The organism is Pseudomonas sp. MNR3A (assembly GCF_009650575.1).
Taxonomy (GTDB): Bacteria; Pseudomonadota; Gammaproteobacteria; order Pseudomonadales; family Pseudomonadaceae; genus Aquipseudomonas; species Aquipseudomonas machongensis.
In genome coordinates this window covers 1-19,170 of record NZ_VZZS01000013.1, presented here as the reverse complement: position 1 = coordinate 19,170, position 19,170 = coordinate 1, and the positions used below count along the sequence as shown (strand labels likewise).

The following is a 19,170-nucleotide window of genomic DNA, read 5'->3' as shown; positions in this document are numbered from 1 at the left end:
CATCACCGTGAACATGAATGACTCCCTTGAGCCCGGGCAAGACCCGGACCACACCCTGCTGCTGCCGACCCCCGGCGGCCGCCGCCCGGCCTCCAGCGCCGCGCCTGCGCCGGTCGAAGCCGACCTGACCCTGCGCGGCGCCGGCCTCAACCCGCTGGTGCGCGCCGCCAACCCCTTGCTCGACCTGGTGGTGCCGCTGCGTGGGCTGACCCGCGCACCGGACATGGAAACCCTGCGCGAGCGGCTGGTGCAGGCCGTGCAGCAGTTCGAGGCGCAGGCGCGCAACGCCCGGGTGGAAGCCCAGACCCTCGCCGCGGCGCGCTATGCCCTGTGCACGCTGGTCGACGAAACCATCTCCAGCACGCCTTGGGGCGCCGGGGTGTGGAGTGGCAGCAGCCTGCTGGTGACCTTCCACAACGAGGCCTGGGGCGGCGAGAAGTTCTTCCTGATCCTGCAGCGCCTGAGCCTGGATGCGCGCGCCAACCTCGACGTGCTGGAGCTGATGTACCTGTGCCTGGCCTTGGGCCTGGAAGGGCGCTACCGCGTACTGGACCGTGGCTTCGACCAACTGGCGGCCCTGCGCGAGCGCCTGTTGCAGTTGATTCGCCAGCAGCGCGGCGCGGTCGAGCAGGACCTTTCGCCACGCTGGCGCGGTGCGCCCACTGCGCCGGTGTCGATGCTGCGCCTGGTGCCGCTGTGGGTGCTGGCGGCCTTGGCGGCGCTGCTGCTGGTGCTGTTGCAGGTGACCGGCAACTGGCTGCTCAACCGCGCCTCGGACCCGGTGTTCGCGCAGATGGGCGAGCTGCGCCTGGCCTCGCCGTTGAAGGTCGCCCAGCCCACGGGGCCGGCGCCGGTGCGGGTGTCCGGGTTCCTCGCCGAGGAGATCGCCCAAGGCCTGGTGAGCGTGCGCGAAACCAGTGACCGCTCGGTGATCACCCTGCGCGGCGACGGTGTGTTCGCCTCCGGCAGCGCCGAGGTGTCGAGCGCCTTCGACGGTCTGTTGACGCGCATAGGCGAGGCGCTCAAGGGCGTGCCTGGCGACGTGCTGGTGGTCGGTCACACCGATAACGTGCGGCCTGCGCTGGGTTCGCGGTTGTCGTCGAACTTCGACCTGTCCAACACCCGCGCGCGCAACGTCGCGCGCCTGCTGGCCGAACGCGCAGGCCCGGCCACGCGCTACCGCAGCGAAGGTCGCGGCGAGACCGAGCCGCTGGTGGCCAACGACTCGGCAGCCAACCGCGCGCGCAATCGCCGCGTAGAGATCACCGTATTTGTTCCTGCGCAGCCGCAGTGAGGACCAGGCGATGTCTTATCTGATCTATCTGTTCGATACCCTCATGCGCGGCCTGCGCTGGCTGGCCAGTTCCTGGCTGCTGTCGCTGCTGGGCGTGGCGTTGGTGGCGCTGCTGATCTGGTACGAAGGTCCGCTGCTGTCATTCGACGGGCGCGAGCCACTGACCTCGGCCTGGGCGCGCGGTTGGCTGGTGGCGGCGTTGCTGGCCGCTTGGTTGGCCTACTTCGGCTGGCGCGCTTTTGCCGCCTGGCGCGCCAACCGCCTGCTGATGGCCGGGGTCACCGAGGAGCAGGCCGGGGAACCCGCCTCGGCGCGCGCCTCGCAGGCCGAGGTGGCGCACCTGGCCGAGCGCATGCGCGAGGCGATGGCCGTGCTGCGCAAGGCCAGCCCCGGCTGGAAACCGGGCGGGCAGTACCTGTACCAGTTGCCGTGGTACCTGTTCGTCGGCGCCCCAGGCAGCGGCAAGACCACTGCGTTGACCCACTCCGGCCTGCAATTCCCGCTCAGCGAAACCCACGGCGCCACGGCCATCGGCGGCATCGGCGGCACGCGCCACTGCGACTGGTGGTTTACCGACGAAGCCGTGCTGCTGGACACCGCCGGGCGATACACCACCCAAGACAGCGACGCCGAGGTCGACAAGGCAGCCTGGCGCGGTTTTCTCGACCTGCTGAAAAAGGCACCGCCGACGCAGCCCGGTCAACGGCGTGATCGTCACCCTGAGCGTCAGCGACCTGCTGCAACAAGGCGAGGCCGAGCGCCAGCGCCAGGCTACGGCGATCCGCGCGCGCCTCGACGAGCTGCACGAACGCCTGGGCGTGCGCTTCCCGGTGTACGTGGTGGTGACCAAGTGCGACCTGCTGGCCGGTTTTGCCGAGTACTTCGAGCACTTCGGGCGCGATGAGCGCAGCCAGGTGTGGGGCGTGACCTTCCCGCTGGCCCAGAGTGAGCAGCCGGGAGCGGCGCTGGCGGGCTTCCCGGCCGAGTTCGAGGCGCTGGAGCGGCAGTTGCAGGTGCGCGTGCTCGAGCGCATGCAGCAGGAGCGCGACCTGTCGCGACGTGCCTTGCTGTACAGCTTCCCGCAGCAGTTCGCCGGCATGGGCGACGTGCTGGCGGGCTTCCTGCGCACGGTGTTCGAACCCAACCGCTTCCAGGCTCCGACCCGCCTGCGCGGGGTGTACTTCACCAGCGGCACCCAGGAAGGCAGCCCGATCGACCGGGTGCTGGCCTCGCTGGCCGCCGCCTTCGGCCTGGGGCGCAAAGTGCTGCCTGCCGGGTACGCCAGTGGGCGCAGCTACTTCATCACCCGGCTGCTGCGCGAGGTGATCTTCAAGGAAGTGGGCCTTGCCGGGCTCGACCCGCGCCAGGAGCAGCGCCGCCGCCAATGGTTGCGCGCGGGGATGGTGCTGGTCGCGGTGCTGACGCTGCTGCTGGCGCTGGGCATGGCGCTCAGTTACCAGCGCAACCGCGTGCTGGTCGATACCGCCGCGCAACGTACCGCCGAGGTGGCGCAACTGGCCAAGGCGCTGCCGGCTGAGGGCAACGTGCTGCAGGCGTTGCCGCTGCTCGACGCTGCCCGCGCCTTGCCCGCAGGTTACGACCAGCGCGGGGAGGGTGTGCCGCTGCTTGAGCGTTTTGGTTTGTACCAGGGTGACAAGCTCGGTGCCGGGGCCGTGGCGCTGTACCACCGCCTGCTGCGCAGCACCCTGCTGCCGTCGATCGTCGGCAACCTGGAGAGCGCCTTGCGCCGGGGCGATGCCAGCAACCAGGACTTCCTCTACGAAACCCTGCGCGTGTACCTGATGCTCGGCCAGCGCCAGTTCTTCGATGCCGCCTCGGTGCAGGCCTGGGTCGATGTCGACTGGCGCCGCGAGCTGCCCCAGGCCAGCGAGGCGCAGCGCCAGCAACTATGGGCGCATGTCGCCGCGCTGCTCGAAGACGCCGACGCCGAGCCGGTACAGCTCGATGCCGACCTGATCGCCAAGACCCGCTTGACCCTGGCGGGCATGCCGCTGTCGCAGCGCATCTACAATCGCCTCAAGCGCCAGGTGGCCCAGGCCGGGCTGGCCGAGCAAAGCGTCAACGCTGCCGGCGGGCGCGATGCCTCCTCGTTGCTGGTGCGGCGCAGCGGCTTGCCGCTGTCGCGCGGTGTCAGCGGGGTGTACAGCGTGGCTGGCTACCGCGCCTTGCTGGCCAGGCGCGAGCGCGCCGTGGCCGACATGGCCCGCGACAGCTGGGTGCTCGACCGCCAGGAAGCGGCCCTCGGCGCGGGCGATGGTGCGCGCCTGGGCGCTGCGGTGCTTGAGCTGTACTACGCAGACTACATCCGCCAGTGGGATGCCTACCTGGCCGACGTGCAACTGGTGCCCCTGGCCAGCCTCGGCCAGGCGGCGCAGGTGAGTAATGCTCTGGCCGCCGCCGACTCGCCGCTGCGCGCCTTCCTCCAGGCCGCCGCACGCGAGACCACCCTCGAAGGCGTGCTGGCCGACACTCCCGGCGACAGCGCCGGCAACCCGGTCGACCGCGCCCTGCGCGAACGCCTCGACAGTGCCCGCAAGCGCCTGGAAAATGCGTTGTCCGACAGCGCCCCGGCCCCCGCGCCGGCTGCCACCGGCAACCCAGTGGACCAGCACTTCGCCGCCCTGCATGCCCTGGCGGGCAGCGCCACCCCGGCGTCGCTGGACGAAAGCCTGGCCCTGCTCAAGGACGCCGCGCAGTTCTTCGACAGCGCCGAAAATGCCCGCCGCAGTGGCACGCCAGCGCCCAGCGGGGAGGTGCTTGGGCGCATCAAGCGCGCCGCAACCGAGCAGCCAGCCCCCTTGTCCGAGGTGCTGCGCGCAGTCGACAGTGGCGGCAGCGCGCTGACCCTCGGCAACGAGCGCGAACGCCTCAATGCCCTGTGGGTGGCCAATGGCGCGCCGTTCTGCCGCGATGCCATCGCCGGGCGCTACCCGCTGGTGCGCGGTGCCAGCCGCGACGTCACCGCCGACGATTTTGGCCGCTTCTTCGGCCCCGGCGGCATCATGGACGACTTCTTCAGCCGCAACCTCGCGCCTTACGTCGACATGAGCAGTAGCCAATGGCGCTGGCGCGCCAACGGCAGCGCGCCGCTGAGCATCCCTCAGGAGGTGCTCGACCAGTTCCAGCGCGGCGCCCGCCTGCGCGACATGTTCTTCGTCGCCGGTGCCCGTCAGCCCTCGCTGCGCTTCGACGTGCAACCCCTGACCGTCGACCCCGCATTGGGCCAGGTGACGCTGGATATCGCTGGCCAGCCGGTGACGTTCGTGCCTGGCGGCGATACGGGATTCACGCCGATCGTGTTGCCCAGCGGCAAAGGCAGCGACCGCGTGCAATTGCAGTCTCCCGCTGGTAGCGACCTGCGCAGCGACGGCCCTTGGGCCTGGTTGCGTTTGCTTGACCAGGGGCAGGTCAGCGGTGAATCGGGTGAGCGCTTCCTGCTCACGTTCAACCTGGGCGGGCACAAGGTGAGCTACACGCTACGCGCCAGCAGCGTGATCAACCCGTTCCGCCGCGACGCGCTGGAGCAGTTCCGTTGCCCGGCGCGGTTGTGAGGTGAGGCCCTTGGAACAGCGCGTTTCGCGCACCGGCTTCTACGGCAAGCTGGTGACCCATGGCGATTTTCTCAGCCGACGCCTGTCGCCCGCCTTCGTGCGAGGTTGGGATGACTGGTTGCAGGCCGGCCTGCGCGCCAGCCGCGAGCGCCTGGGAGCTGGGTGGGAGCAGGCCTACCGCTGCAGCCCGATCTGGCATTTCGCCCTGGCCGCCGGGGTGTGCGGCGAGCCCGCCTGGGCTGGCGTGATGATGCCCAGTGTCGACCGGGTGGGGCGTTATTTTCCCCTGACCCTGGCCTATGGCGGGCCGGACATTCCAGTGCTGGAGCGCCTGCGGCGCGACGGCGCGTGGTACGCCGAAGTGGAGCGCCTGGCATTGTCGACCCTGGAGGCGGGGTTCGTGCTGGAGCGCTTCGACCGCGACCTCAGCCAGTTGCCCGCGCCGTCACGGCCAGAGCCCGCAAGCATCGCGCCCGCGTGGGGGCAGCCGGCGATGGGCGCGATGTGGTCGGCGTTGCCGGAGCAGGACGGAATGGCGCAGGCGGTCGAACAGTGGTTGATGCAACTGGACGGGCTGGCGGGGCAGCGGTCGTTGGCCGGGCATGCCTTGTTCTGGACCGAGGGCGGGCCGCAGGTGGCGCCGACGCTGCTGGTGAGCCGGGGCTTGCCGGGGGCGGGGTGGTTCGTTGGCATGTTGGGCGGGGAGGGTGGCGGCGCGGCTTGAGCTTCATACCTGCACCGCCCTCACCGCTGATCTTGAGTACAGCGAGGTACCTGTGGGAGCGGGCTTGCCCGCGAAAAAGACACCGCCGTGTCAGGCACGGCGGGTCACGTCAGATCCATCTCAAACCGCTTCACAGCAAGCGGCCACCGCATCGATCTCCACCAGCATGCCATCCAGCGCCAGCCGTGGAACGGGGATCAGGGTGCAGACCGGATGCCCGCTTTCCCAGACCCGATTCGCTTCGCTGACCCATTCACGCAAGCGATGCTCATCATGATCGACGATCAACAAGGTCAGCTTGAACACCTGTTGCAAGCTCGCGCCCTGCGACCGCAGCGCCGTGTCCAGGTTGGCCAGTGCCTGCCTGGCCTGCGCGGCAAACTCGGCGGGCAGTCGCCCGTCGCCATCCTCGCCACCTTGCCCGGCAATGAACAACAGCCTGGCTCCAGGTGCTACTGCGGCGACGTGGGAGTAACCGTTGCTGCTCGGGTCGTACAGCCCGGGTGGATTGGACAGCGCGAATGCGGGGCGGGAATCTGCGGACATGGGATTGCTCCAGAAGAAAGAGCGGGCAGTCTGCAACCTCGAGTCAACTTGAGGTCAAGTGTGTTTCAAAGGGCTTGCAGGGCCTCTGTGGGAGCGGGCTTGCCCGCGATCACGGGCAACGCCCGTGCCATGCACCGCATCGCCTCCTTCGCGGGTAAACCCGCTCCTACAGAGTGGGCGTCGCACTTACGAAACGCGATTTTTCAGTGTCCGTAATGGGGCGAAAGCAGTCACCCGCTACCGCCAGCTCCCGCTAAGGCGGTGGGGAATTTCAGGAATGAGGGTGAGTCGTTGATTGCACGATAAACAACGAAAACCATCAGGGTCAGCTAGAGTTTTGATGAGTACAACACCGCGAGATAACGATCATGCTAAAACAAGAAGCAGACGACGTGATTGAGCGTATTCGGGAGGACCTGAAAAGGCACGGTGTGCTGATCGGCTACGATCCCGAGTTTACTACTGCTGAATTCGGGTGCGACCTGGACCATCACGTTGCTCAGGTCAGAGAGGATCCGAACAACCGTGTGTTGCAGATTGCGATACATGACGAAGGGCTCTGGAATCAGCTCCAGCAGGGAAATGTGTATCGGTGTAGCGTCAGTGATTGTCGAGGAAAGCTCTTCGGCATTCCTATTACGATAGAACCGAGAGAGGATGAGTCCTACACCATTGAGTACAGGCTCTGAAGTTTCAGGAGGGTCGTCTGCCGTCCAGATTCCCGTCCCGCAGACGAGTCGGCAGATCACCCTCTGTCGGAAGCAAAAAGCCCACAGCGATTTTCGCAGTGGGCTTGCGTCCATACAGGATGCCAAGCCTCGATCCCATCTGCCCTGATGTCCAGGAACTGCCTGTCGAGCTGCAGTATGGTCGGCGCATCAGTTGTTGGCACAGCCATTCCCCACGATTCTGTACTCCATGATATGCCGCTCGCCATTGGAGTCGTCGTAAGTCAGCTGCATCGGCACAACTTCGCAGACATTGGGCACCGGCGTAACAGCCACAACGTGCGCGATATCCAGGTTCTGAGAGTAGCGATAGGGTTCAACCGTCATTGGTGCAGTTCGAGTACCTTGGTCATTGGCCACGGCAACAGAACCAAGGCAGCCTAGGAACAAAACGAGTAAGAGTTTCATGGTGATCACCTGTACTGAGGGCGTAAGAAGGCCTGAGCATCCGATCGGCGCTCAGTCGTCATGAATGTGGGGGATGGCCCGGCGCGTTATGGCGCCGGGCTGAGCTACATCAGAAAGGCTTGGTAGGCAGGTACTTGCCGTCCAGGGTAATCACAGCGCGGTGGCCACCGTCCGGATCTTCGACTTTCTTGATGTCCAGCTTGAAGTTGATGGCACTGATGATGCCGTCGCCGAACTTCTCGTGGACCAGCGCTTTGAGGGTGGTTCCATACACCGACATCATTTCGTAGAAGCGGTAGATGGTAGGGTCGCTCGGCACGCCGTCGAAGAAGCTGCCGCGGATCGGCATCGATTGCAGCAGTGCGACTTGATCAGCATCGAGATCGAGCTTTTCGCCTACGACCTTCGCGGCGCTTTCAGGCAACGGATGCTGGCCAAGCAAGGCTGCGGTGACAAAGGCCTCGGACAGGCCCGTACCGTCAACGATTTGCGCAAAGGACAGGTCCTTGCGAGCCTTGGCCTGAATGATGACTTCGGTCAGTTCCTGGCGAGCGGTGCGGGTGGCTTGAGTCTGGATCATGGTGAATCTCCTGGGTAAGAAAAGGTGCAGGTACAGGCTTCAGGCGACGTGCCTGGCCGGCTGGGAAACGGCGTGGACTTCTGGGTTTTCCGCGAGAGACACGAAGGTGCCGGTGCTGCCATCAAAAGCGTCGATACGTCCGGTCTCGATGTCATAGATCCAACCATGCAGGGTCACGCGGCCTTCTTCGAGCGCCAGGCGCACGGAGGGGTGGGTCTGGATGTTGGCCAACTGCGCGACCACGTTTTCGCGCACCATGGAAGCAACCTTGCTTGGGCCATCCGCGTGCTGACGGGCCTCATTGACTACCTTGGCTGAGTCGGCATACCGCAACCAGCTGGCTACGGCGGGCATGTGATCCAGGCATTTGCAGGTGGCGATGGCGGTCATCGCGCCGCAGTCGGAGTGGCCGCAGATCACGATGTCTGCAACCTTGAGTCCGGCGACCGCGTATTCGACCGACGCCGAAACCCCACCCGGCTCTGGCCCATACGAGGGCACGATATTGCCGGCGTTGCGGATTACAAACAGATCGCCTGGCTCGCGTTGGGTGACCAGTTCAGGCACCAGTCGGCTATCAGAGCAGGAGATGAAGAGAGCCTTTGGCGCCTGCTGATTGGCAAGGTCCTTGAACAGTTTGACCCGCTCAGGAAAGGCGTTTTTTTGAAACTTCAGAAATCCGTCGATGATCGCTTTCATGGTTGCTGTCTCGATGTCGCTGGGTGTGAGACGGAGATTAAGCAGTGCATGGCATAAGGTAAAAGTCTCATTTATTATGAGTTGGATCAGATTATCTTATGGGTATAGGCATGCTCGCTCGCCACATACAGTACTTCCTTGCCGTTGCAGAACATCTCAGTTTCACGAAGGCCGCAGCAGCGCTGCATGTCTCTCAGCCGGCGCTTTCTCAGCAAGTAAGGCAGTTGGAAGAGAGCCTGGGAGCCCAGTTGTTCGACCGATCAGGCCGCACGACGCGTTTGACTGACGCGGGGGATGTCTATCTTCTCTATGTGCGCCGTGCGTATCAGGAATTGCAGGAAGCCAAAAGGGCTATACATGATGTCAGCGACCTCAGCCGTGGCTCATTGCGTGTTGCGCTAACGCCGACGTTCACGACCTATCTGGTGGGGCCGCTGATCGAGGCATTTCACTCCAGATACCCCAAGATCACCGTCAACCTGAGAGAGATTTCCCAGGAGCGTATCGAGGAGTTGCTGTTGGCGGGAGAGCTGGACGTAGGGATCGCATTTGATGAAATACATGCGCCGGATATCGAAGCCATCCCCTTGCTGAACGAAACGCTTGCTTTGGTCATGAACCGCAGACACCGCCTGGCCGAGGCAAGCTCCATTACCTCGCACGGCCTGAGTGCTGAGTCTTTGGTCTTGCTCAGCACAGAGTTTGCCACTCGTGAGCAAATCGACCGCTACTGCCGCAAATATGAGATTCGTCCCAAGGTGCAGATGGAGGCCAATGCCCTCAGCGCAGTGATCGAGATCGTTCGCCGGACGAATCTCTCGACCTTATTGCCTGCCAGAATTGCGTTGGCCCATGACGACCTGGTGGCCATCACACTGGAGCCGGAGCGCTTGCAGCGACGGGCCGTTCTGATGCGGCGCAAAGACGCCTTTCTGAGTGCAGCGGTGCGTGTCTTCATCGAGCTGGCTAAAGAAATATCCAGCGATCTTGATCAGTGAGGGTTTGCGCGACCGCAGGATGTGCGTGCGCAACAGGGCCCAATGGCAAGTGCACGAAGATGGCCTAGCCGACCTACGAAGCGGAGACTGGCAGGAGAGGGAAGCCCCTACTGCTTTCTAGCCGCTGACGGCGCACTGATGTGTACTACTACCCTCCAGCAAGCAACTCACCCCGAAATCAGGTGACTTCCTACGCGAACGAATCAGATTTTCGCTATTTCATGTAGGTCCTTTCCCAAGCATCCTCCGTCCGCTTTTGCATCATCCAGATGACGACTAGTCTCGCCGGGTCGTTGCCAAATCAACGACCGGGCCTGCAAGCCCGAAGATGAGACTACCTTCGCTGGCCGAGCCTACTCGGTCACGCCGTCTATGGTGGCTACGTGCGGGAGATCTTCGGATCTGCCGGTTTTCTCGTCTTCCGGTCTTGCAGACCTGTACGTAGCCGCCACCCATCAAATGCAAGTGGTGTCGTGGTGGTTCAATCTAATAGACGAGATCACGCCATGCTCAAGATAGTCCCCGACCCACCGCACACTACAGAAGCCCCCGACTACCTCGAAGACACCCTGGTCGAAGCCATGGAATACACCCTGTGTGGCCTGGCGGTAGCCAACCAGTCGATCACCTCCCTCCCCAAATCCCACGCCACGATCATGCTGCTCAGCGTGATGCACGAGCTCGACGCCGTGCGCTCGCTGTTGGAGTGCGCGTTGGCGCAGGTGCAGCTCAAGAGTCGAGCTCGGCCGCTATCCCTGCATTAGTCCGTACTCATTTCCAAAAGGCTTGCAGGGCCTCTGTGGGAGCGGGCTTGCCCCGCGATCACGGGCAACGCCCGTGCCATACACCGCATCGCTTGCTTCGCGGGTAAACCCGCTCCCACAGGTACCCCGCTGTACTCAAAATCAGCGGAGTACCTGTGGGAGCGGGTTTACCCGCGAAGAGGCCAGCATTGGTTCAGCACAGCCAATTGCCCTACACCATCACCGTTGCCCTCGCACACCCACCCCATTCACAGCACCTCGAAGGACTTCCCCATGGACAAGGACTCACCAGACCACCTCGGCAAGCTCGGCTGGACCGTCGGCACCACCACCTGCCTGGAAAGCGAAGTCAAAGGCAAACACCTGTTCCGCGTAGAACCCGGCAACTGCGCCGACCACGCGCTGCAACAGGCTTCTGAACTACTGGCTAGCGCGCGGCGGGCATCGTTCATCGGGGTGATGGACGACGAACCGGTGCTGGTTTGGGCGGCGCATTACCTCAGCGAGATGGCCAAGGCGTTGATGGATGATGCGCATAGGGGGATGCATGAAAGCGATTGAGGTAGAGGTTGGACGGTTCAGAGTTGTCCGTTAGGATCTACGGCTACGTCTTCGGATGACAGCTTCCGACCCAAAGCTGCCGTCCGCGAAAGAGCAGCAAGAGGCCTGTAGCGCCTCTGCGACTCTACTGCTCGACGGGATCATCATGGCGCACTTCGCTACAGGGATGGTCTAGTTCGAAATCACCATCTTGGCTCTGTGTGGCTAGTCCAAGCGTGGCTAGAGTGGGCTCCAACGGACACTAACCCACTGCGAGTACCTGCCCATGAACAACCGCCTTGATTACTTCAAGCTGTCTCCCCAAGCGTCCAACAAACTGGTGGAGTTGACCCTGCAACTGAGCAAGAAGCCGTTGATGGTCGATCTTGCCCACCTGATCATGTTGCGGGCTTCGCAGCTCAACGGCTGTGCGTTCTGCGTGGATATGCATGTGAAAGAGGCGAAGATCCATGGCGAGCGCGAGCTGCGTCTTCACCACGTCGCCGTCTGGCGTGAGTCGCAGCTGTTTACGCCCGTAGAGCGAGCGGCGCTGGAGTGGACTGAAGCCCTGACCCAGTTATCGCCTCATGGTATCTCCGACAGCCTCTATGCGCGTGTGCGCGAGCAGTTTTCCGAGCACGATCTGTCGGATCTGTCCTTCCTGATCGTCGCCATCAACGGCTGGAACCGCCTCAACGTAGCTTTCCAGGCCATCCCGGGCTCATCCGATGAACTGTTCGGCCTGAGCAAGGCCAACCTCAACTGAGTAACGTGCTGATCACTGCGCCAAGCTGCTCGCCAGGAGCAGCCGTGGCGCAGTTGGTAAAGCTCAGGAGCAGACCCGACTGACGCTGCGACGAGGCAGCCCAGCGCGACAGCGCCTGTACCGACATGCCCCTGCCCAGCAACTGCTCGGCCAGGGCGGTGTCGTTTACGTCCTTCGGCAAACGTAGTACCAGGTGCATACCGCCCGGCGAGCGCTCCACCTGCATACCCTGCGGCAAACTTCGCTCCAGTGCTTCGATGGTCAATGCCCGTCGCTCGTTGTAGATGCGGCGCATGCGTTGGATATGCCGGGCAAAGTGTCCTTCGGCAATGAACTCCGCCACCATGGCCTGGGTAATTGACGGTGACCCGGCAGCGAACAAGGCCCGGCCGACGCGCTCGAACGCTGCCACCTGCGCCTGCGGCACCACCAGATAAGCCAGGCGAAGGCTGGGAAACAGCACCTTGCTGAAGGTGCCGGCATACAGCACGCGCCCATGGCGATCCAAGCTGGCCAGCGCTGGGAGTGGACGGCTGACGTAGCGATACTCGCCGTCGTAGTCGTCCTCGACAATCCACCCCCCGGTGCGGGCAGCCCAATCCAATAGCAGTTGTCGGCGTGGCAACGACAGTGCCATCGACAGCGGGCTCTGATGGCCCGGTGTCACCATGGCGACCTGCGTAGCCCGGCCACCCGCGATGGCATGCTCTACATTCATGCCATCGGCATCAACCGGCACCGCTTCCAGCTCCAGTCCGAATTGGCGAAGCACTTGGCGCGTGGGGGGATAGCCCGGGTCTTCCACCCAGGCTCGCGCCCCTGGCTGCAACAAGGTATGCGCGATCAACGTCAGGCTATTGCGCCAACCACTGGTGATAAAGACTTGGTGGGCACCGCAATCGATGCCTCGGGATACCTGAAGATACGATGCGATGGCGCTGCGCAACGCTGGCAGGCCGTGGGGTGCCGGATAGTCCAGGTCTCCCGGACGCATCCCGCGTAGATACCGGGCACCCAGACGCGCCCATATCTTGCGCGGAAAAGCATCCAGCGCCGGCACCCCCATCTGGAATGGCAACAGCTGCGGTGGACGCCAGAGCGAATCAGGGGAATCTTCGATCACCCGGCTGCTGACGGGTGCTGTGCTGGCCGCCAACCCGGGCTTCTGCAGTTCAGGATTGATCACGGTGCCTTTCTGCCCGAGCGCAAGGAGGTAGCCCTCGCTGGCTAGCAGTGAATAGGCCAGTTCGACGGTACCACGGGCCACACCCAGCTCCTTGGCCATGGCGCGCGCCGACGGCAAGCGGTCACCGGCGGACAACGTGCCGGCGGCAATGGCGGCCAGCACGCGGTCGTAGAGTTGGCGATACAGAGGCAGAGCGGACTGCTCTTCCAAGGGGGCGAAAGGCGGTTTTGGCGAAGTCATCATGGACTAGTTCGTATCCCATTTCTTGGCTCAATCAAGTGGGTCAATGGTAGTCCAATATAGCGCCATCACTTACGCATGAGGCCAATCCCATGACATCTACGTTGACCAACTTCATACCCAGCGTGCTCGACTTGGCCGACACGGCCCTGCGTCCCTTGGACAACATCCATGACCTGTGCGGCGCATTCCCGTTAATGCAGCAATTGCGCTCTCATCTGACCAGCGAAGCCGACTTCACCAGCCGCATCGAGCCTATGCGTGTTGAAGGCTATCACCTCATTGGCGCGTATGACTCAGGCGTCCTTGTGGCATTGGCTGGTTACCGCCTACAGGAAAACCTGGTCTACGGCGCATTCCTGTATGTCGATGACCTTGTCACCGCCGAGGCTCATCGGGGTGGCCAGTGGGGGGCGCGCTTGTTGCAAGCCTTGGAACGACTGGCCCGCGCCAGCGGCTGCGCGCGCCTGGTGCTCGACACAGGTTTGGCCAACGCTCGAGCGCAACGTTTCTACTTCCGTGAAGGCCTGTTGACTGGGGCAATGCGCTTTCAAAAACAGTTCGATACGCCATAACCCGCACACATCCAAGGAGGCAAACATCATGACATCGTCCCGACCGCTACTTGCTCCTTTGCGCGTTCTTCGCCTGGTCGCCAGCCCCAACGCAAACCATTCGGAAAGTCTGAAGCTGTCGCAGCAGATCCTGTTTGGCTTGGCCACCGAGGCCGGCAGAAGGGGTATCCAGTTGACCGATCTAGATCTCAACGCCTTGGCACCCGTCGATGCGTCTTACGCCCAGGCATTAGCCAATCAGCGCATAGTCACGGTAAGCGGGCGGGACAGTACGTTGAGCCGTTCCAACGAATTGATCGACCAACTGCAAGCATGCGACGTACTGCTGATTGCCACGCCGATGCACAACTACAGCGTGCCCGCCCCACTCAAGATGTGGATCGACCAGGTGGTACGCGTAGGTAAAACCTTTGTTGGCACCGCCAAAGGTAAAGTCGGAAAGCTGACGGATCGACCGGTCTACGTCGCAATCGCTAGCGGGGGCCACATCAGCGGTCCACAGGCACGTCAACCGGACTTTCTGCGCCCCTACCTGTCGGCCGTCCTCGCCACCATTGGTCTCACTCAGGTGCATTATTTCTCCGTTGAGGGTACCGCCAAGGGGGGGGAGTCACTGAGTACTGGAAGGGCAACAGGGTACGGTGATGTACAGGCGTTCTTTGGCAGGCATAGCTGTCGAGTAGGTCAAGTCTAAAGTCCGCTTCAAGGCCGACATCTACACCAAGCGCTTGGGTTTGTATCTCAACTGGGCCGTATGCGAACAAGCGGCCACGCGCTTCATCGCTCATACAAAGGAAAAATCATGAATCGTCTCAATTGGTTTGAAGCTTCGCCTGGTGCAGCTAAGGCCCTCGGCGGCCTGCATCATTTCGTGACCACCGCGACAAATTTGCCAGCCTCGTTGATCCACCTCGTGTTTCTCAGGGTGTCTCAAATCAACGGCTGCGCTCATTGCATTGATCTTCACTCACGCGATCTGATCAAAGCAGGTATGTCAGTGGACAAGGTGCTGTTAGTGCCGGTATGGCATGAAGCGCAATATTTGTTCTCGGATCAGGAGCGGTCAGCACTGGCTTGGGCGGAAGAAGTCACCAGGGTAAGCGAGACACAGGTATCCGACGAAGCTTATGCAGCCGCATCGGCGATGTTTGCAGAAAAGGATCTTGTTGACCTGACAGCGGCCATTGCCGCGATGAATGCGTTCAACCGTATGGGCGTCAGCTTCCGACTCAAACCTGCGGCTAGGGCTTGATGACCTAGTGACTCGGCCTGGAGAGGTAGTACTTCGGAGACGGCACATCGCTTGTATCGCGTACCGTCTGCTTCAGGCCAATTGCTGCCCTTGCCGAACGATTCGCTAATGAACAGCCTTGGGGGCCCAACTCGGCCCCAGGTAACGCACCATTTTCGAAAATGCCAGCAATCCTGTGAGGCCAGCCCCTACCATCTCTCACTCAAACTTCACCAACACCACCGTAGCGTTATCTCGCCCCCCATACTCCGCCGCCAACTGAATCAACCGCTGACTACTCCCCTCCAGACTCTCCCGCCCGGCACCTTCCAGCACCCGCGCCATCTCATGATGCGGCACACACCCATGAACCCCATCACTGCACAACATCAGCAAATCTTCCGCCTGCACCGCCTGCACCCACACCTGCGGCTCCACCCGCGGCGCTGGCCCGATCGCCTGCAATAGCACGTTGCGCGCCGGCAGCCGATCGAAATGCCCGGCGTCCAGCGCTTGCTGGTACCAGGTCTGGTCGCGGCTCAACTGCTCCAGCTCACCGTGTCGATAGCGATACAGGCGGCTATCTCCAACATGAAACGCCAACAACGGCCCACCGGCCTGCGGGCGCCAGACGCCGGTGAGGGTGGTGCCCATGCCACGCCCTTCGCTGAGCTGGCGGGTGTGGTTGTGCGCGTACAAGCGGGTGTTGACCGCTTCGAGCGCCTCGTGCAGCGCGCTCAGGGCCTGCATCGAGGGCACTTGGCAGGTGGCGTCGGGGTCGCTGGAGGTGTGGGTGACGTGCGCCAGTTGGTGCGCCAGGCAATCGCGCAGCGACTCCAGGGCCAGGGCGCTGGCCAGGGCGCCGGCCTGGTGGCCGCCCATGCCGTCGGCGACGGCCAGCAGTTCCAGGCGTGGGTCGATCAGGAAGTGGTCTTCGTTGTGCTGGCGCACCGGGCCGGTGTCGCTGTGACCGAAGGCGATGCCGCCGCGCAGCAGGCAGGGCGCGGTGGCCATGTGGTTTTGTGGCGCGCTCATGGCTGCTCCTCGAGAAAGGCGCTGCGTTGGGCGGGGTCGGGGATGTGTTCGGCCAGGGTCTGCAACAGCGCCTGGCGGGTGCTGGCGCGGGGCAGGGCACGGCGCATGACGATGCGGGCGATGGGGCCGATCAGGTAGGTCAGGCGCGCTTCGCTGGCCTCCAGGAATGCGGGGTCCAACGCTTCTGGCGTGCCGGGTTGGCTGACCAGGGTGACTTGGGCTGGCAGGGTTTCGGTCGAGGGCAGCAGCGCTTCGGTGGCGGCGACGAACTGCTCGCGGCCACGCTCGGAGGGAATGTGCGGCAGCAGGGCGCTGCGCAGGCTGGCGAAGTCGTCGGCGCTGGCCAGGCTGCGCTTGACCAGCAGGCGCGCCAGTGGGCCGATCTGTTGCGACAGCAGCGATTCGAGCTGCGGGCGGACCTGGCGTTTCCACGGGGTCAGTGTGTCCGCCGCTTCACTGCTGCTGGTCGGCGCGCTGCCCAGGCTGGCGTGGCTGAACGAGGCGGGCATCAGCAGCCGGGTGCGGTCGTCGTCCAGTTCCACGCTGCCCAGAGTCTGTGGGCCGGACAGGGCTTCCAGGGCGTCGAGGAAGTCCTGCGCCGAGGCGAAGCGCTCGTCCGGGCGCTTGGCCAGGGCCTGGCGGATCAGTTGGTCGAACTGCGGGTCGAGGGTCGGGTTCAGGCTCGACGGCGGCACCGGGGTCTGGTTGAGGATCTGCTGCATCACCATGGTCGCGGAACCCGAGAACGGGCGCTCGCCGGTGAGCAACTGGTACAGCACGATGCCCGCCGAGAACACGTCGGAGCGGCCATCCACCAGCTCGCCGCAGAACTGCTCGGGCGACATGTAGCTGGGCGTGCCGATCATCGAGCCGGTCTGGGTCAGCACCGAGGTGTCGATGCGGGCGATGCCGAAGTCGGTGACCTTGACCTGGTCGTCGGCGGTGATCAGCAGGTTGGCGGGTTTCACGTCGCGGTGTACCACGCCCTTGGCGTGGGCGTAGTGCAGGGCGCCGAGCAGTTGGCGCATCCAGCCCAGCACCTGGGCCAACTGGCGCGGCTCCTGGTTCTGCAGGCGGGTGTTGAGGGCGATGCCGTCGACGAACTCCATGGCGATGTAGGCTGCGCCGTCGTCTTCGCCGTAGTCGTACACCGCGACGATGTTCGGGTGGCTCAGGCGCCCGGCGGCCTGGGCCTCGTTCTGGAAGCGGCTGAGCAACTGGTGCTGCTGGGCGTCGCCGAGCAGCTCGCGGCGGATGGTCTTGAGCGCCACCACTCGGGCGATGTGCGGGTCGAAGGCTTTGTACACGGTCCCCATGGCACCTTTGCCGAGCACGCTGTCGATGCGGTACTTGCCCAGTTGTTCGAGCATGGTGGGCTCCCGGTTATTCTTCGAGCATCTTCATGGCGCTGACCAGGCTGGTGCGCATGCGCACGAACGATTGGCCCATGCGTGCCAGTTCATCGTGGCCGCTGACGTCCATCTCGGGCACGTCGTCTTCGCCGAGGCTGACCCGGTCGGCCAGTGCCGACATCGCCCGCAGGCGGCGGATGACGAACAGGTGGACCATCACGTTCAGCGCGCAGAACAGAAACACGAACACCCCCAGCAGCGACAGCATGAAGGTGTGCAACAGCTCGTTGGCGCGTTGCAGCGGCACGGCCAGTGGCACCGAGACCAGGCGTGCGCCGATGATCTCGTTGAGCTTCCAGCCAAAGCCGTTGTGCGTGCCGTAGCGGTCGACCACGGTCTTCGGTGCGGTTTCCGGGGAGGTGTGGCAGGCCAGGCAGGCGGGGTCGGTGATCTGGATCGGCTGGGCGACGAACAGCGCCGGGCCTTTGCCATCGCTGCGCTCGCCGATCAGTTCTTGGGTGTCGGGTTTGCCGCGCAACTGTTCGACCACCTCGGTTTCCCAGCCGGTGGCCTTGTTGCGCGGGTTGGTCGGGTTGAGGGTGGCTTCCTTGTAGAGGAAGTCGGGGTAGGTCTTGAGCAGTTGCTGGAGCTGTTCGGTGGCGGCGAAGGAGGGGATCGACTGTGGCAGGAATTCGAACTTCAGGCGGTTCTCCAGCAGCGGCACGATCTGTTCGGCGGTGTAGGTGCTGCTGGCGCTGGCGGCGCTCATGAGCATGCGTGCCTTGTCCAGTGATTCTTCACGTGCGCTCTTTTGCAGCAGGTAGTGGGCGAACAGGCTGCTGGCGATGAAGCCAACGATGAAGACGGCCAGGAACACCAGGTTGAAGCGTACGGCCAGGGTCAGTTTCATGGGGGCTCCGGGGTGTCAGCGCGTGGCGTTCTTGCGTTCGAATCGGTACAGCGCGGTTTCCCAGTCCAGCGTGCCGCCGAAGCGCTGCACGATGGCCTGGCGGAAGGCCGGATCGGCCAGGCGCGGTGTGAATCGTGTGGCCAAGGATGCGCCGTTGAGCTTGAGGGGGCCGAGCAGCAGCGGGCTGGCGTCGGCGAAGCTGGCCTCACGCAGCTTGTTCAGCGGGTCGGCTGTGAGCTTGCGGGCGGCGACGCTGGGCAGCGGGTCGAAGAAAGCGGGCGGCATCGCGCCGATGAAGTCGCCACTGGGGCGACCCGGCGCGCTCACGGGGCCTTGGCCCTTGGCCTGGGCAAATTCTTCGCGGCGCAGCACCTGCCTGGCAGTGTCGCGCGGCTTCTGCCCCGGATCACGGACGCTGACCATGCCGTCTTCGACGAACACTTCGGTGCCACTGGCGTCGGCATGGATGACGCTGGCGGCCTTGCTCGCATCGAGCGCCAGGTTGGCGGTGCTGACCCGTAGATTGCCTTGGGGTACGCCACTCAACGGTTGCAGCTTGAGCCAGCCCTGCAGCAGGTTGAGATGGGTGGTGTTGCCAGTGTGTTCCAGATACAGGCGGGTGTGCGGGCCAAGGGCAATGCGTGTGCCGGCCAGTTGGTCGATGAGCACGCCTGTGCTGCCGGCTTCGAGGTAGTCGGCACTCTGCAGGCGGGTGCCGGCGCTGGCTTGGTAGACGCTCGTGCCACGCAGCAGTTGCACGGGCTTTTCCGCCGCGCTGATCACCCCGATATCTGCTGGGGCGGCGAGCAGTGGCGAGAGGTGGAGCAGGCCAGCCAGGAGGGGGAGGAGCGCGGTTCTGTTCACGGTTCGGTCATCGTGTGTACGGAAGGGGTAACCCCGGGATGAGCGCAGGCTACCGATTCACGGGGTGCGATGAACGTCAATTTTTTCTATGTATTTCAAGGGGATGTATTGAATGAAATCATGGAATAAAAGGGCGATGGCGGGTGTTCTCGTTATGG

20 protein-coding genes are annotated in these 19,170 nt (G+C 63.7%); 11 read left to right on the top strand and 9 right to left on the bottom strand.

What is annotated here, in order from left to right; genetic code table 11:
* The first annotated feature begins 13 nt into the window (after window positions 1–13).
* The 3 genes from icmH (at window position 14) to tagF (ending at window position 5,590) form a co-directional block, all read left to right on the top strand.
* Window positions 14–1,294, top strand: coding sequence for a type IVB secretion system protein IcmH/DotU (icmH, locus tag F6X62_RS10510; RefSeq protein WP_153773448.1), 1,281 nt, complete (start codon window positions 14–16; stop codon window positions 1,292–1,294).
* Between the two features lie 707 nt (window positions 1,295–2,001).
* Window positions 2,002–4,866 carry a type VI secretion system membrane subunit TssM gene (gene tssM / locus F6X62_RS10505; protein WP_256674024.1) on the top strand — a complete coding sequence of 955 codons (2,865 nt, stop codon included), beginning with the start codon at window positions 2,002–2,004 and terminating at the stop codon, window positions 4,864–4,866.
* A gap of 10 nt (window positions 4,867–4,876) precedes the next feature.
* Complete coding sequence (gene tagF / locus F6X62_RS10500) at window positions 4,877–5,590, top strand: type VI secretion system-associated protein TagF (RefSeq protein ID WP_153773447.1); 714 nt, start codon at window positions 4,877–4,879, stop codon at window positions 5,588–5,590.
* Window positions 5,591–5,710: 120 nt separating this feature from the next.
* Here tagF and F6X62_RS10495 read toward each other — a convergent pair whose 3' ends face one another.
* Window positions 5,711–6,136, bottom strand: coding sequence for a RidA family protein (locus F6X62_RS10495; RefSeq protein ID WP_153773446.1), 426 nt, complete (start codon window positions 6,134–6,136; stop codon window positions 5,711–5,713).
* Between the two features lie 368 nt (window positions 6,137–6,504).
* Between F6X62_RS10495 and F6X62_RS10490 the strand changes: the two genes are divergently transcribed.
* On the top strand, window positions 6,505–6,825 hold the full coding sequence (locus F6X62_RS10490; RefSeq protein ID WP_054895303.1) for a hypothetical protein: 321 nt from the start codon (window positions 6,505–6,507) through the stop codon (window positions 6,823–6,825).
* Window positions 6,826–7,014: 189 nt separating this feature from the next.
* On the opposite strand, the gene F6X62_RS10485 is transcribed toward F6X62_RS10490, so the two are convergent.
* From F6X62_RS10485 to F6X62_RS10475, 3 genes are all read right to left on the bottom strand, one after another.
* A complete protein-coding gene (locus F6X62_RS10485) occupies window positions 7,015–7,272 on the bottom strand; it encodes a DUF2790 domain-containing protein (RefSeq protein WP_153773445.1) in 258 nt (85 codons plus the stop codon).
* A 109-nt stretch (window positions 7,273–7,381) separates the two neighbouring features.
* Window positions 7,382–7,852: a cyanase gene (gene cynS / locus F6X62_RS10480; RefSeq protein ID WP_054895305.1), complete on the bottom strand. Its 471-nt coding sequence runs from the start codon at window positions 7,850–7,852 to the stop codon at window positions 7,382–7,384.
* A 39-nt stretch (window positions 7,853–7,891) separates the two neighbouring features.
* Window positions 7,892–8,551 (bottom strand): carbonic anhydrase, encoded by a 660-nt coding sequence (locus F6X62_RS10475; protein ID WP_054895306.1) that lies wholly within the window; start codon window positions 8,549–8,551, stop codon window positions 7,892–7,894.
* A gap of 110 nt (window positions 8,552–8,661) precedes the next feature.
* On the opposite strand from F6X62_RS10475, the gene cynR reads away from it, so the two are divergent.
* The 4 genes from cynR (at window position 8,662) to F6X62_RS10455 (ending at window position 11,619) form a co-directional block, all read left to right on the top strand.
* Window positions 8,662–9,549: a transcriptional regulator CynR gene (gene cynR, locus F6X62_RS10470; RefSeq protein WP_153773444.1), complete on the top strand. Its 888-nt coding sequence runs from the start codon at window positions 8,662–8,664 to the stop codon at window positions 9,547–9,549.
* 506 nt (window positions 9,550–10,055) lie between these two features.
* Entirely contained in the window at window positions 10,056–10,313 is a 258-nt protein-coding gene (locus F6X62_RS10465; protein ID WP_153773443.1) for a hypothetical protein, read from the top strand.
* Window positions 10,314–10,586: 273 nt separating this feature from the next.
* Complete coding sequence (locus F6X62_RS10460; protein WP_153773442.1) at window positions 10,587–10,874, top strand: DUF3077 domain-containing protein; 288 nt, start codon at window positions 10,587–10,589, stop codon at window positions 10,872–10,874.
* A gap of 265 nt (window positions 10,875–11,139) precedes the next feature.
* Window positions 11,140–11,619 carry a carboxymuconolactone decarboxylase family protein gene (locus F6X62_RS10455; protein ID WP_153773441.1) on the top strand — a complete coding sequence of 160 codons (480 nt, stop codon included), beginning with the start codon at window positions 11,140–11,142 and terminating at the stop codon, window positions 11,617–11,619.
* On the opposite strand, the gene F6X62_RS10450 is transcribed toward F6X62_RS10455, so the two are convergent.
* On the bottom strand, window positions 11,612–13,048 hold the full coding sequence (locus F6X62_RS10450; RefSeq protein ID WP_153773440.1) for a PLP-dependent aminotransferase family protein: 1,437 nt from the start codon (window positions 13,046–13,048) through the stop codon (window positions 11,612–11,614). The two genes, F6X62_RS10455 and F6X62_RS10450, sit on opposite strands and share 8 nt — an antisense overlap.
* Before the next feature lie 89 nt (window positions 13,049–13,137).
* Here F6X62_RS10450 and F6X62_RS10445 point away from each other — a divergent pair, with 89 nt between their 5' ends.
* From F6X62_RS10445 to F6X62_RS10435, 3 genes are all read left to right on the top strand, one after another.
* A complete protein-coding gene (locus tag F6X62_RS10445) occupies window positions 13,138–13,620 on the top strand; it encodes a GNAT family N-acetyltransferase (RefSeq protein ID WP_153773439.1) in 483 nt (160 codons plus the stop codon).
* Between the two features lie 28 nt (window positions 13,621–13,648).
* A complete protein-coding gene (locus F6X62_RS10440; protein ID WP_153773438.1) occupies window positions 13,649–14,314 on the top strand; it encodes an FMN-dependent NADH-azoreductase in 666 nt (221 codons plus the stop codon).
* Between the two features lie 108 nt (window positions 14,315–14,422).
* Window positions 14,423–14,872, top strand: a complete 450-nt coding sequence (locus F6X62_RS10435; protein ID WP_012314951.1) for a carboxymuconolactone decarboxylase family protein — start codon at window positions 14,423–14,425, stop codon at window positions 14,870–14,872.
* 198 nt (window positions 14,873–15,070) lie between these two features.
* Here F6X62_RS10435 and F6X62_RS10430 read toward each other — a convergent pair whose 3' ends face one another.
* The 4 genes from F6X62_RS10430 to F6X62_RS10415 are packed head-to-tail and all read right to left on the bottom strand — an operon-like array spanning window position 15,071 to window position 18,907.
* Window positions 15,071–15,886 carry a PP2C family serine/threonine-protein phosphatase gene (locus F6X62_RS10430; RefSeq protein ID WP_256674023.1) on the bottom strand — a complete coding sequence of 272 codons (816 nt, stop codon included), beginning with the start codon at window positions 15,884–15,886 and terminating at the stop codon, window positions 15,071–15,073.
* A complete protein-coding gene (locus F6X62_RS10425; protein WP_153773437.1) occupies window positions 15,883–17,256 on the bottom strand; it encodes a serine/threonine-protein kinase in 1,374 nt (457 codons plus the stop codon). The genes F6X62_RS10430 and F6X62_RS10425 overlap by 4 nt, the downstream gene beginning before the upstream one ends.
* Window positions 17,257–17,269: 13 nt before the next feature.
* Window positions 17,270–18,148, bottom strand: coding sequence for a DUF3365 domain-containing protein (locus F6X62_RS10420; protein ID WP_153773436.1), 879 nt, complete (start codon window positions 18,146–18,148; stop codon window positions 17,270–17,272).
* A gap of 15 nt (window positions 18,149–18,163) precedes the next feature.
* A complete protein-coding gene (locus F6X62_RS10415) occupies window positions 18,164–18,907 on the bottom strand; it encodes a hypothetical protein (RefSeq protein ID WP_153773435.1) in 744 nt (247 codons plus the stop codon).
* Window positions 18,908–19,170 lie beyond the last annotated feature (263 nt).

Excerpts from the sequence above, each read along its gene's own strand:
- F6X62_RS10440 (WP_153773438.1), top strand. The coding sequence starts at position 13,649 with ATGACATCGTCCCGACCGCTACTTGCTCCTTTGCGCGTTCTTCGCCTG.
- F6X62_RS10485 (WP_153773445.1), bottom strand. The coding sequence starts at position 7,272 with ATGAAACTCTTACTCGTTTTGTTCCTAGGCTGCCTTGGTTCTGTTGCC.
- cynS (WP_054895305.1), bottom strand. The coding sequence starts at position 7,852 with ATGATCCAGACTCAAGCCACCCGCACCGCTCGCCAGGAACTGACCGAA.
- cynR (WP_153773444.1), top strand. The coding sequence starts at position 8,662 with ATGCTCGCTCGCCACATACAGTACTTCCTTGCCGTTGCAGAACATCTC.
- F6X62_RS10450 (WP_153773440.1), bottom strand. The coding sequence starts at position 13,048 with ATGATGACTTCGCCAAAACCGCCTTTCGCCCCCTTGGAAGAGCAGTCC.
- F6X62_RS10455 (WP_153773441.1), top strand. The coding sequence starts at position 11,140 with ATGAACAACCGCCTTGATTACTTCAAGCTGTCTCCCCAAGCGTCCAAC.
- F6X62_RS10460 (WP_153773442.1), top strand. The coding sequence starts at position 10,587 with ATGGACAAGGACTCACCAGACCACCTCGGCAAGCTCGGCTGGACCGTC.
- icmH (WP_153773448.1), top strand. The coding sequence starts at position 14 with ATGAATGACTCCCTTGAGCCCGGGCAAGACCCGGACCACACCCTGCTG.
- F6X62_RS10430 (WP_256674023.1), bottom strand. The coding sequence starts at position 15,886 with ATGAGCGCGCCACAAAACCACATGGCCACCGCGCCCTGCCTGCTGCGC.
- F6X62_RS10445 (WP_153773439.1), top strand. The coding sequence starts at position 13,138 with ATGACATCTACGTTGACCAACTTCATACCCAGCGTGCTCGACTTGGCC.
- F6X62_RS10420 (WP_153773436.1), bottom strand. The coding sequence starts at position 18,148 with ATGAAACTGACCCTGGCCGTACGCTTCAACCTGGTGTTCCTGGCCGTC.
- F6X62_RS10495 (WP_153773446.1), bottom strand. The coding sequence starts at position 6,136 with ATGTCCGCAGATTCCCGCCCCGCATTCGCGCTGTCCAATCCACCCGGG.
- F6X62_RS10425 (WP_153773437.1), bottom strand. The coding sequence starts at position 17,256 with ATGCTCGAACAACTGGGCAAGTACCGCATCGACAGCGTGCTCGGCAAA.
- F6X62_RS10435 (WP_012314951.1), top strand. The coding sequence starts at position 14,423 with ATGAATCGTCTCAATTGGTTTGAAGCTTCGCCTGGTGCAGCTAAGGCC.
- F6X62_RS10490 (WP_054895303.1), top strand. The coding sequence starts at position 6,505 with ATGCTAAAACAAGAAGCAGACGACGTGATTGAGCGTATTCGGGAGGAC.
- F6X62_RS10475 (WP_054895306.1), bottom strand. The coding sequence starts at position 8,551 with ATGAAAGCGATCATCGACGGATTTCTGAAGTTTCAAAAAAACGCCTTT.
- F6X62_RS10465 (WP_153773443.1), top strand. The coding sequence starts at position 10,056 with ATGCTCAAGATAGTCCCCGACCCACCGCACACTACAGAAGCCCCCGAC.